The following is a 13,718-nucleotide window of genomic DNA, read 5'->3' on the forward strand; positions in this document are numbered from 1 at the left end:
ATTGTTTTTATGCTCTGAAAACGCTTCCGAAAACGAAAAAAATTACCGAAAACGCTTCCGAAAAATTCACTATTTTAGCTTTAACACAAATTTTAAATGAAGCATTTTACAATAAAAGACATTGCAGATAAATTAAACGTATCTATTTCTACAGTCTCCAGAGCGTTTAATGATAAATATGATATAAAAAAAGAAACCAAAGAGCTTGTATTAAAAACGGCTAAAGACATGGGATATCACCCTAACCCAATGGCTAAATCATTAAGTAAAAAGCGTTCTTCAAATATCGGTGTTGTGGTACCAGAATTTATTAATGAGTATTATTCTGAAATTGTAATTGCACTCCAAAATTTTTTAATTTCTAAAGGCTATCAAATCTTGGTAATGCAGTCTGATGAGGATGAAGACCAGGAATTAATGAACGTACAAACCTTAATCAATAATATGGTTGATGGTTTAATCATAGCTCCAACTAGAGGCAGCAAAAACATGACATACTACCAAAGCAAAGTTAAGGAGGGATACCCTATGGTATTTTTAAATAGAATTGAAACGTCTATTCCTGTTTCAAAAGTGGTTTTTAACAACCTGAAATGGAGTTTTTTTGCTACGGAACATTTAATTAGACAAGGGTATAAAAAAATCTATCATCTATCAGGCTATAAAGATTTATCTGTTTCTTATGAACGCATTCAGGGATTTAAAAAAGCTATGAAAAAACATCATATTCTGGAGGATAATTACAAAATTATTGAAACGGGATTGTTAGCAAAAGAAGGTATGGAAGTTATTGAAGATTTAATCTTTCATCATGACATACCTGATGCATTTTTCTGTGTGAATGATATGGTAGCTTTGGGCGCCATTAAAAAACTAAAAGATAATGGTTATAGAGTACCTGAAGATGTAGCTTTTGTTGGATTTACAGAAACACGAATAGCTGAACTGGTAACCCCCCAATTAAGTAGTGTTAAACAACCTACTTATGAAATGGCTAAAAAAGCTGGAGAACTTTTATTGAAGCAAATTGAAAACAAAAACACTCCAATTGAGACTATTGTTTTAAATGGTGAATTTACTATTAGAAAGTCTTCTGTAAAAGGTTCTACAACTGACTTATTATAATTACGTTAACCTTTTACTATAAAGTTAAAGGTTAAACCCCTGTAATCCCATTACAGTTACTTAAGTTTCTATAAACTTTTGTGATCAATTTGTCATTCCTGCACTTGATGCGGAATCCTGTCATGCTTTTGGATTCCTGCCTGCGCAGGAATGACAACTCTGTTATAAAAGAACTTCATTCTTTATTTAAAACTATGCATTTCAAACACATAGTAGTTTATTTAATCAGTCAAACTCAATGCCTTTTTAGCTTTTGTAAAATACTTAAATGCTATGTAAGCAATAACAGCTAAAGCTATTGAAAACGAAAACATTAATTTTTTATGCTCATCATTAACCAAAGCTAAAATTGCAATGGCTAAAGCAATGATAAAAATTGTAATGGCTATCATTTTTAGTGGCATTAAAGACGCTGTTGATGCTTTTTGAGTTTCAAACTGCTTTTTCAAACTTAAAGCCTTAGCCCAACCTTCATTTTCTTTTTTACTAAAAATCTCGAAAGCCAATAACATAATAAGTGGCACAATAATTCCTGATAACATATCTGTTATTCTACTATTATCAGCAATCCAATTTACCATGGGTTTAAAAAGCTCTACATGCGTTAAAAAACCGTCACCAACTAAAGCAAACTTAATAATATAAGCTGAAATAAAGCCTGTTATAGTAGTTACCCACACAGCCCATAAACTTATTTTCTTGGAAAACAATCCCCAAATTGATGGAAGTATCAAGGGTATGTAGAGTAAGGTATTGATATCTATAATAAAATTTGTGTAGCCATACAACGGTATTAATAATGCTCCTGTAAGTACAATGCCTCCTAAAATTATAGTAACAATTCTACCAACATTTACGACTTGTTTTTCACTAACAGTATGTCCTTTTATGCGTTGATAAATTTCTGTAAAAGACCCCGCAAAAACATTAAGTCTTGTGGTTGCCATACTCGCTGTGGCAGATGCCATAGCTGCAATCATTAAACCTATCATACCTGTTGGCAATACTTTTTGACACGCTAAAATATAGGCTTGCTCTGTATCTGCATTTGGATTAATAACTCTGTATACTAATGGCGGAATCATCCAAAAAATTGGACTTATAATATATAATCCTCCAATTAAATAAGCCACTTTTTTGGCATCTTTGGCTTTAGGTACGCATACATAACGCTGCACAAAAGCCCATTCTCCTCCCATGGCTACAAAATTGATAGTTACCCATCCAATCATAAACCACCAAGAATATTCTTCAACGACTGGAGAAAGAAATCCTTCTGGAACGTTTTCTATGAATGAGCTGATCCCCCCTACTTCACCAAAAATCAAAGGAATCACAAAAATCACAGAAACTGAAAGGATGATGAATTGTAAAACATCAGTCACTAAAACAGCCCATAAACCACCAGAAAAAGCAATAATAACCACTATAATACATACTATGATAGATGTTATAGGAACCGACAAATAACCCGTTGTTGGATCTGCTAAAAAGTGCCCTTCTGATAATGGCATAAGTGCACACACTACTTTTGAAAGCGCATAAATAGAACCTCCTGTAACGAACATAACCAAAAGTCCTTTTACCCATGTGTAAAACTGCACTATTGAAGAACCATATCTCGCCTGAAGAAATTCTGAGGCTGAATTGACCCCTGCTTTACGCCAAACGCCTGCAATCCACCTCCCTACAAGTAAGGCTGCTACGCCATAACAAAGGTTTATAACGATGGCCACAACTCCATATTTATAGGCTATACCTCCCCATATTACAAATGTTCCTGCAGAAAAGCAGGTCATAAATGCTGATAGACCAGAAACCCACCATGGTGATTTACCTCCTGCAGCAAACATATCTTTGGAGCTTTTCATTTTACCAGAAAAGACCATTCCTGCGGCTACAATTCCAATAGCATATAATATTATAACAATGTAATCGACTTGTTGCATCTAAATTATTTTTTTAGTAATGAAATAGTATAATCAGTCGGCTCAACTCCCAAACCAGGCTTATCCGTAATTCTATATACTCCTTCTTTTACCTCTATCCCTTCGGTGATTAAATGTTGATTTCGATCAAAAATGGTGTGCTGATATTCATGCGATTTTATACCTTCTAATGCTGAACTAGCCTGTAAACTAGCTGCTAAGAAAATTCCAGAACCAATGGTTGCATGAGGAATAATACTTAAATTTTGGGATTGAGCCGCTAAACCAATTCTCATAAATTGTGTGATGCCAACATGTCCCATTTCTGGTTGTACAATATGTACAGCTTCGGCATTAATTCTCTTTTGAGCATCATAAACAGTTCTCCATTCTTCTCCAGCCGCAATAGGCGTTTGAACAGCTCGCGCTACATGAGCCAACCCTTTTACATCCTCTGTTGTCACTGGTGCTTCAGCAAACCATAATTTATAAGGCTCCATCTCTTTAATTTTTGAAATGGCCTCTGCAGACGTTTGATTCCAATGCATATCGCAAGCAATCTTTGTAGACGAACCTAGTGCATTTCTTAAGGTTTCCATTTCTAAGTTTAAATCTTCTCCTGCTTGTGGTGTAGCAAACTTAAAACTGTTAAACCCTTTGTCTTGCCACGAAACTGCAAGCTCGGTTCTTTCTTCTAAGGTTGGTTTTGGCAAACCAGAAACATAAGCTGGTATCTCTGTTCTTCTTCTCCCTCCTAGCAATTTAGAAATTGGCAAACCTGTTATTTTACCAACTATATCCCAAAGTGCTATATCAATGGCTGCTAAAGCATCGTGATAATAGCCGCCGCTATAGTCACGAAAACGCATCATATTATAGATGTCTTCATAAATGACAGATACATCAAAAGGATCTTTTCCCTTTACAAAATCTGCCATAAAATCATTAATCAATGCCATAGTCGCCTCTGGTGCAATAAGCCCATAGGTCTCACCCCATCCCGTTATTCCAGAATCGGTTATAATGCGTACTAAAACCGTTCTGTCTACAGTTGCATATACTGTTTTATTTCCCTGACGAACAAAATAACCTTTTTCATTAGCTTCTTCTCCTTTTTTTGTGTCACCAAGATAAGGCTGGTCTCTTGGAATGGTGAGTACAAAAGATTCAACAGAAATTATTTTACTCATGACAATACGGTAGTTTTAAAATATTTTGAGAGACTTTGTAATTGAAATGATAATTCTTTTTTATCATAATCATCGAATTCAGGTAAGGGTGCTCTAACAATATCGTTTTTAAAAATACCTCTTTCGGTTAATACATGTTTTGTTAATCGCATTCTGTAAATAGCCTGAATTATCAATAAAGGAAGTGAATCTTTATAAATTTCTCTTGCGGTTTCCACGTCTCCTGCTTTAAATGCATTCCACATCTGTACATGTAAATCTGTTATTTCTGATGCTGGCATTGTGGCAACAACACTTCTTTTCATTTCATCTATAATATATCTGGCACCTCCACCTCCAATAACACCAATAAGATGATCAGGAGCATTTTCTATGAGTTCTGTTATTCTGGAACCTGAAGGTAGCGTTTCTTCTTTAATGTATTTTACTTGTTCTATAGATTCTGCAATTCTACAAATGGCTTTAGGAGACAAACCAGCCCCAACGGGCAATGGTGCATTTTGTAAAATAATACTCAAATTTGGAACGCGTTTCGCTATCGTTGCTAAAAAATCATGAGCTCCTTTTTCATCATTTGCATACTGTTTAGGTATTAATATCATAGCTGCATGAAAGCCAAATGGTTCTGACTCTAAAATGTTATTGACAATAGTTTCGGCATCTCCTTTACCTCCGCCACAAATAAGCGGCAGTTTGCCTTTATTAACTTCATAAATCACCTCCAACAATTCTAACCTTTCTTCTGCACTCAAAAAATCGTATTCACTGGCAACACCTGGAAAAACCAAACCGCCTGCTCCAGACTCAATACAAAAACTTGTAATTTTTTTAATGGCTTCTTTATCTACTCCTCCATCTTCATTAAAAGGTGTTGGTATAACTGGTAAAACACCTTTTAGTGTCATTTCATTATTCTTATTCATATTTTTATTTAATTTAAAACTCTGTCTATTTTTATATCGGCATCTTTAATGTTCTAAAAAAAGCCTATTATTAATTATTAATCTTCAGAAGCTGAAGTGCTTCATTATTTTTTACTATTAAAACGCCTATTCCGCCATCATTTAAGGTTATCGTTTTTGCATTTAAAACCTCTCCATTAACATATAAATCGTCTCGTGGCTCTTTTGTAAATTCAATTGTATTCCCCTTTAAAAACATACCATAACCTGCATCTTGTCTGGGAGTTTCAACCTCAAACCCATACAGATTCCCTAAAAGAAGTAGATCTAAATTCCCGTCTTTATTATAATCATGGGAAACAATGCTCTTTATTGTAGTTGTCTGGGCTTCATTAACTAATGGTTTTATCTTAAATAGACCTTCTCCTGTGTTTTCAAAAAGACAGGATGCAAAATTTGTTGCTTTAAGATTTAATGCGTTGCTTATATTTTCTTTTCCATAAACCGTCTCTAAATCTGCCAAAGCATATTCATGATAACTGGAAAACTTCTTCTTAATAAAGGGCATTTGTTGTGAACTACACTGTCTTCCTCTTAAAGGATAATTAGTTCCGTTTTGATGGTAACTTAAGACAATATCTACTGTTCCTGTTTTATCGAAATCCTTGGCATAGACCTGAAAAGGTGTTTCGTTTGAAGCTTGATATTTTGAATTTAGCCCTAGGTTTCCTGCTATGAAATCTATATCACCATCATTATCAAAATCTCCAGATTCTAAACTAAACCACCAGCCCGTATTTTTATCTAGATTGGCAAATGATGTATCTTTTACAAGCGTTCCTTTTTTGTTTTTAAATACTGTCAATGGCATCCATTCACCAACTAATATCAATTCCTTAATATCATCTGAGTTTATATCCTCCCATTTGGCGTCGGTAACCATACCAATAGTTGCCAATTCTTTGTTTTCAACACGAGAAAATTTAATTTGAGTATTGGTAGATTCATTCCTTAAAAGAAAAGAATTACCTGCATACGGATATACGCCAGGGGTTTGTCTTCCTCCTACAAAAAGATCTATATCTCCGTCATTATCAAAATCATGAGGACTTACCACAGATCCACTAAAATTCAAACCTTTCGGAAGTGCTTCGGTAACCTTTGAAAAAACGCCATCATTATTCACATACAATCGATCTGAATAATATTTAGAGGCTTGCTCAAACTCATTACTTCCACTTACTACATACAAATCTAAATCGCCATCATTATCAACATCAAAAAACGTAGCATCTACATCTTCATGTTTCTTGTCTGCTTTAAAGATACGCGAATTGGTTTTAGTGAACGTCCCCGTTTGATTTTGCACATATAAAACACCTGGAAAGTTAGCAGCCCCTCCCACGAAAAAATCGTCCAGCTTATCACCATTAACATCTCCAATACATAAAGCTAGTTTGTCTTCAGACATTTTATGCGGTAAAAGACTTTCCCTTTCAAAATCGTTAAATACATTCTGGTGACTGATATGGTTTAGTCCTTTTGATACGGTTACATCCTGAAACAATCTTTCTGATTTTGACTCCTTAACATTTTTTATAGCTGTTTGAGATGCTTCTGAATGGTTTAATGTAATCTTTTGATTGCCTGAAATATTTTGTATTTCCTGTACGTTATTATCGGGCCAGTAAACGGTTAACTTTTTTACTTCTTGTAATTCACCTAATCCAAAATGCAAAACATGACTTGTTGAGGATTGAAATCCTCTAGAAAAATGCTGCTCTAAAGTTTGAGAACCTTTTGTAGTGGCTATAACAACGCGAGCTCCTATCCCAAAAGGATTTTTTTCAGCACCAACAAGATTCACCTTTAAATAGTTTCCTAAACCTTGCTCTATAGCAGTATTTTTATAAATATGTGCCTTATCATCCATGTTATTGGTAATAATTTCCAAATCGCCATCATTATCCAAATCGGCATAAGCAGCACCATTAGAAGCTGTTAATATTTCTTTGCACCAGCTTTTATTCTTTTTGTCAAAAGATAAGTGTCCTTTGTTTTCATAGAAATAGTTATCTTTTTTTCTTAGGGGCATTCGCCTTAAAATGGCCTCATCCCTTTGTTTTTCTAAAAGGTTCCTTACTGAATTTGGAGCTTCTTCTATTTTCTTAGCGTAGTCTGCTTCAGTTCTCTGTTTATAATGGATATAATCTACATTTCTAAAGTCTCTTTTTATACCATTTGAAACAAACAAATCTTTATCACCATCATTATCCATATCAAAAAATAAAGGTCCCCAACTCCAGTCTGTGCTAGAGATTCCTGTAAGAGAAGCTACATCTGAAAACACAGGTGTCTCATCTTTGGTTGGTGTTCCATTATTTAATTGAAGAGCGTTGTACATATATTGACGATGAAACCCTTTTGCCAGCAATTCATTAAATTTTTCGGGGTTCATTCCGCTCATACTGGCTTTAATACCGTAGTTGTCCTCAGAAACCATATCTAGAGTCATAAAATCTAACCAGCCGTCATTATTAAAATCGGCGATATCATTTCCCATAGAAAAATTTGAAGTATGTCCTGTGGCTTTCTTGCAAACCTCTTTAAAGGTTCCGTTTTTCTGATTGAGATAAATCCTATCACTAGAAGCGAAATCCTGACTCACCAAAACATCTGGCCATGTGTCATTATTTAAATCTCCAATTCCAATGCCTAGACCAAACCCAATACCATCATTTAGTATTCCAGCTTCATCTGAAACATCTACAAATACGTTATTGTCATTTCTAAATAACCGATCACTGGTTAAAGGAGATTTTACGTTTTGTAGTCTATCTAAATCATAAAGAACTTTAGTATCTGTATTATGGTTTATTAAAAACAGGTCTAAATCGCCATCTTTATCATAGTCGAAAAAAACAGCTTGGGTGGAATAATGCGGTAAATTTAAATGGTATTTTTTTCCTTGCTCTTCAAAAATGGGGACCCCATTTTTATCATTCCCTTTATTTACATAAAGCTTGTTTTCTCTGGCTGTGTCTTCTATGTATGGCCCTGACAGACAGACATAAATATCTAACAAACCATCTGAATTAATATCTACAATGGTTGATGCCAACTCAAACCCTGGAAATCCCTGGACTTTTGAAGTATGTGTTACATCCTTAAATTTTAGATGGCCTTCATTTAAGTATAATTTATTCTCTTCCTGATTTGAAATGAAATACAAATCGGCTAAACCATCATTATTAAAATCGGCTACAGAAACACCTGCTCCATTATACATATAATCATAGTTAAGCGCATTCATTTCCATACGCTCTTGAATTCTATTTACAAATGATACGCCCGTTAAAGAATCATTTAAAATTTCGAATAAGTAGTTAGTTTCTTGATTTTTATCGGTTCTAAAATTCGTAGTAGAGCTATTCTTTTCTTTACACGAAGAAGCTAAAAGCAATAACATTATAGCCGTTATTTTAAATCTACCTTTGTGTAAATTATTACGTTTCATTTTTAAACTATTAAGTTAAATTGAAATTAGGGAACAAAAAAATTTGTTCCCTAATTCTTCTAAATAAAATCAACAACTATGATTTCTAATTAAACTAACTCAAACTAAATAATTATTAATAATTTGGATTTTGCTCAACCAAACCTTCTGATGCATCAATTTCTGCCTGAGGTATTGGCCATAGATAGTCCTTAGCAGGATTAAACACTCTTGTTTCTAAATCTCTATAATTGAGATCTCCTTTTTCTTTTCTTGGTTCAATTGGTGCCCCTGGATATGTTACATGACCATCTTCATCAATATTTGGCACTAACCCTAAGTCTCCTCCTATTTTACTAAATCCGTTAGCAGGCCCTCCTATTGCGCTACCATTCATTAGCTTTTCAGCAATTCCCCATCTTCTTATATCAAATAATCGTAATCCTTCATTAGCCAATTCAACTTTTCGTTCACGTCTTACAATTCTTCTTAACTCAGCCTGATCCATTGTTACAACAGCAGGATAAGTTATGCCAGAACCATTATAGCCTCTTTCCCTAACCGCATTTATAGCATCTAATACTGTAGCATCAATATTACCCGATTCTATCTTAGCTTCTGCATAGGTTAGGTACATTTCAGCTAATCTCATAATATATACTGGATGATCTGCATTTCCTGCCCAAACCCCTTTATCTCCTGTAAGAGCTGGCTCATCAGAGAATTTTTTCCAAACATATCCCGTAAAAGATGTGAAACGATTGGATCCACCAGTTGTATACTCTACACCACTAACAGGGTCTGTTATTTTTAACCCACCAGGATTAGCCGAATTAAGATTCATTACACGGGTTTGAACCCCATTTACTATTTGCCACGTAGCTATACTATCACTATGTTGCTGAAAGATTCGGTTAGTCCAAAGTTCTCCAGGAACAGCTATTGAAGCTTTCATTCTAGGATCTCTGTTATCAAAAGGATTTACAGGATCAAATGATGGGTCTTCATCAATTGGTAACCCATTTATTGTTTCATAAGAATCTAATGTTTGTTGAACTGGCACAAACTGACTCCACCCTCCATATCTACTTCCTTGAGCTATAGATAATCCGTGAGTACGAGTACCTTCCGTAAATGAGATATCTAAAATATTTTCTTGATTATTAGTATCTTCTATTACAGGTTGAGTAAAAAGCGACTCATAATCTGGGTAAAGCGCTAAGCCAGAATCCATTACTTCCTGAGCCTTGCTAGCAGCAAGTTCATAATTACCATTGTGCAAAGCTATTCTCGCTATCAGTCCATTAGCTGCATTAGCAGATGCTCTTCCTCTGGCTGAAGCCGTTTGAGGCAATATATTTGCAGCCTCTTCTAAATCGGCCAAGATTGAAGTAACTATTTCTGCTTTTGAAGTTTTTGGAATTGCCAAATCATTCAATGTTGATGCAGCTTCTTTTCTAAATGGTATATCTCCAAATAACTCTGTTAGATAACTATAAAAAATAGCTCTTAAAAAAAGTGCTTCTGCTCTAATTTCATCATATCTAGCAGGGTTAGTAACATCTTTAGCTTTTTCCATATTGCCAAGAAGATTGTTTGCTCTTTGAATTCCAGTATAAAATCTATTCCAAAAATTATTTGGCAGAGGACTAGTTGATGATAACCCTCCTTGCGTTGCTTCGGCAGCACCAGCTACATTACCTCTATTAAAGGCTAAATCTGTAGAATGATCTAAAATTTGAGGAAAAGTTGGAACGAAATTTCCTGGTGTATAGATTAAACTTTCATAAACTCCTGCTAAGCCAACTTCTAGTTGGGCTTCAGTTTCAAAAAAAGTAGCACTGTTAGGGCTACCTGGATCATCCAAATTTAATACATTGTCTGCACAACTGATAGATAATGCAGCTATAACACAACATGTAGATATAATTAATTTAATTCTTTTCATTTTATTTTTATTTAAAATCCTATGTTTAATCCTAATGTGTATACTTTAGAAATTGGATAAAATTGCCCAGTATTAAAATTAGGCACTAATGGGTCTATACCATCTGGCATATTATCAAACGTGAACAAGTTTTGTCCCGAAATATAAATTCTAGCTTTAGTTAAATTCACTTTATCCAATACAGAAGCAGGAAGCTTATATCCTAATGTAATATTTCTTACTCTTACATAAGAAGCATCATGCATCCAAGTTTCATTAACTCTCCAGTTATGATGCGCACTTAACGCAGTTAAACGTGGCAATGAAGCATTTGTGTTTTCTGGCGTCCAATAATCTGTTTGCCAACGTTGAATCTTTCCTGCATTAAAGAAAGACCATCCCATATCTCCTGTTAATACAACATCTCTTCCACTTACACCAATAACAGAAGCTGATAAATCAAATCCTTTATATTCTACAAAAAAGTCAAAACCCCAATTTTTATTATTCAAGTTACTTCCTATAATAGTTCTATCATCATTGTTTATTACTCCATCTTCATTTAAATCAACATATTTGATATCACCAGCTTGAATAGCTCCAAATGCTGGCACAGGTAAACCACTATTTAAAGTGCCTCCTGTAAAATCACTTTCTTGGTATAAACCTTCAACTTTTAAACCAAAAATAGACCCAATCTCCTCTCCAAGACGACTAATTGTTTGACCTGGTGGTAATTCATCCAAACCATTTAAATCAGTAATCTCGTTCTTAAAATCAGAGTAATTAAAATTAAATCCGTATTTAACCCCTCCTATGCTATCTTGCCATCCTAAGGATAAATCATAACCTGTGTTTTTAACTTCCCCAGCATTTTGTGCAGGAGCATTAAAACCAACACTTGTAGGAATTGTTATTGGTAGCAAAATATCTTTAGTTTTTCTAATGTAGTACTCTCCAGTAAATGTTAATCTATTACTAAAGAATCCTGCATCTAGCGCAAAGTTTGTGGACTCACCAGACTCCCAAATTAATGAAGTATTAGCTAAAACATCTTGAGCCCCTCCTACTATTGGAATTCCTCCTAAAGTTGGATTAGCATTACCGACACCAAATAAAGAAGCATAATTAAAATTGTTAAGTACCGATTGACCATTTACTGTTATATATGTAAATTGATTTCCTAACTCTCCCCAAGACCCTCTAAGTTTTAAATTATTTATAAAAGAGTCTTTTGGAAAGAAATCCTCTTCCGTTACTCTCCAACCTAAAGAAAACGAAGGAAATGTAGCTGCTCTAAAACCTTCTGCAAAACGAGACGATGCATCTCGTCTAACATTAGCTTCAAATAAATACTTGCCTTTATAAGAATAGTTCAATCTTCCAAATACAGACTCTAAGCCATTTTGAGTTGAACTTCCAGAGTTTAGTTGCGTATCTGAATCTCCGTTATTTAGATTTCTAAATTCTTGTAACACAAAACGTCTTCTACTGGCAGTCCAGTTCTCTGTTTGAAATTTTAAAAATTCATAACCTGCTAATGCTGAAAAACTATGGTCTCCAAAATCTTTATTATAATTAATAATTACATTAAAGTTGTCTGTAAACCCTTCACTAGTTTGTTTAAATAAACTATTGTTTAACAAATGATCTGTCATAGGCTCTGCGGCAGAGCCATCTTTCCAAATATATGTGGCAATAAAATCATCTCTATCAAAATCGTTATATTGAGGAGAATACGTTGCTGATATTGCTATATCATCTATTGGTCTATATGTTAATTTAAGTACTCCTCTAAAATAGTTAGTTACTCTTTGATCTACAGATCCTGAATTAATTCTTGCAATAGGATTACTTCCATTAAAACCAGCTCCCCAAGTACCATCATCATTAAAAGCATTAAATAAGGGTTGCATTCTGTAAACCTGTGCTATGGTTTGATTTAAATCCATAGGAGCTCTATCGACTTCTCTTCTAAAGTTAAGATCAAAAGTGACATCAAACTTTTCTCCTAATTTCAAATCTGTATTAAATCTACCACTGTATCTTTTAAACGTATAATTAGGAATATTTCCTTCTTGATCTAAATAAGAAATAGATGCAGCAACTCTAGCCTTCTCACTACCTCCATTAACACTTAAGTTATGATAGTGTTGCAAACCTGGTTGAGAAAAAGCTAAGTCTACCCAATCTGTATCAGGTAAAGCTTCAGTACCTACACCAACTCCTGCTCTGTAATCGTTTAAAACAGAATCTGGAAACGATCCAGGTTCTGCATCATTGAATGCTTCCATATACTCTAAAGCCCCTAAAAAATCAAGATTTTGGGTTTGATCTTGCACCCCTACATAAGTATTATAACTAGCAGAAATTTTCCCTTCCTTACCACGTTTTGTGGTAATTAATATGACACCATTGGCAGCTCTTGATCCATAAATTGCTGAAGCAGATGCATCTTTTAAAACAGATATAGATTCAATATCGTTAGGATCTAACCCATTAATATCATCAGGAATTCCATCAATTAAAATTAAAGGGTTGTTTTTTGCCCCATCTCCCAATGTACCAATACCTCTAATACGTATTGTAGCATTATCACGCCCTGGTTGTCCACTAGATTGTACAGCCGTTAAGCCTGGTACCAACCCTGCTAATGCTTGAGAAGCCTGTGCAACTGGTTGTCTGGTAATTTCATCCGCCTTAACAGTTTCAACCGATCCTGTAAGATTCACTTTTTTCTGTGAACCATAACCCACTACCACAACTTCATCTAATTGGGCGGCATCTTCAATTAATGTTACATTGATCTTTTCCCTACCATTCACTGAAATGTTCTGAGTTATCATTCCAACATAAGAAAAAATTAATGTGGCCCCTTCATTTAACGTAATACTATAATTACCATCAAAATCGGCCTGCACACCATTACCAGTGCCAGCTTCTAAAATGTTTGTTCCCGCAAGTGGAACTCCTTGTTCATCAGTAACCATTCCTGAAACTGTTTTTTCTTGCGCAAAAAGCGTCAAGTTACAGCTTAAAAAAACCATTACTAAAAAATAATTTAGTTTCATAAATATTTATGTTTAATTTATAATTTCAGCTAAACTTAGACTAAAAAAGAGGCGAGAATCTTATTTTTAAAACAATAAA

Annotated in this window: 7 protein-coding genes; 1 reads left to right on the plus strand and 6 read right to left on the minus strand. The window is 34.5% G+C overall.

Going from position 1 to position 13,718, the window contains the following annotated elements; all coding sequences use genetic code 11:
* Positions 1-96: 96 nt before the first annotated feature.
* Positions 97-1,125, plus strand: a complete 1,029-nt coding sequence (locus HHX25_RS04870; protein WP_169670730.1) for a LacI family DNA-binding transcriptional regulator — start codon at positions 97-99, stop codon at positions 1,123-1,125.
* A gap of 221 nt (positions 1,126-1,346) precedes the next feature.
* Here HHX25_RS04870 and HHX25_RS04875 read toward each other — a convergent pair whose 3' ends face one another.
* The 6 genes from HHX25_RS04875 to HHX25_RS04900 form a co-directional block, all read right to left on the minus strand.
* The gene (locus HHX25_RS04875) at positions 1,347-3,074 is read right to left on the minus strand and encodes a sodium:solute symporter family transporter (RefSeq protein ID WP_169670732.1); all 1,728 of its coding nucleotides are present in this window, start codon (positions 3,072-3,074) and stop codon (positions 1,347-1,349) included.
* A 5-nt stretch (positions 3,075-3,079) separates the two neighbouring features.
* The gene (locus HHX25_RS04880) at positions 3,080-4,243 is read right to left on the minus strand and encodes a mandelate racemase/muconate lactonizing enzyme family protein (protein WP_169670734.1); all 1,164 of its coding nucleotides are present in this window, start codon (positions 4,241-4,243) and stop codon (positions 3,080-3,082) included.
* A complete protein-coding gene (locus tag HHX25_RS04885; RefSeq protein ID WP_169670736.1) occupies positions 4,240-5,166 on the minus strand; it encodes a dihydrodipicolinate synthase family protein in 927 nt (308 codons plus the stop codon). Before HHX25_RS04885 ends, HHX25_RS04880 begins: the two co-directional genes overlap by 4 nt.
* A 70-nt stretch (positions 5,167-5,236) precedes the next feature.
* Entirely contained in the window at positions 5,237-8,662 is a 3,426-nt protein-coding gene (locus tag HHX25_RS04890) for a VCBS repeat-containing protein (RefSeq protein WP_169670738.1), read from the minus strand.
* 115 nt (positions 8,663-8,777) lie between these two features.
* Positions 8,778-10,589, minus strand: coding sequence for a RagB/SusD family nutrient uptake outer membrane protein (locus HHX25_RS04895; RefSeq protein ID WP_169670740.1), 1,812 nt, complete (start codon positions 10,587-10,589; stop codon positions 8,778-8,780).
* 11 nt (positions 10,590-10,600) lie between these two features.
* Positions 10,601-13,639 (minus strand): SusC/RagA family TonB-linked outer membrane protein, encoded by a 3,039-nt coding sequence (locus HHX25_RS04900; protein WP_169670742.1) that lies wholly within the window; start codon positions 13,637-13,639, stop codon positions 10,601-10,603.
* Positions 13,640-13,718 lie beyond the last annotated feature (79 nt).

This window comes from Flavivirga algicola (assembly GCF_012910715.1).
GTDB lineage: Bacteria > Bacteroidota > Bacteroidia > Flavobacteriales > Flavobacteriaceae > Flavivirga > Flavivirga algicola.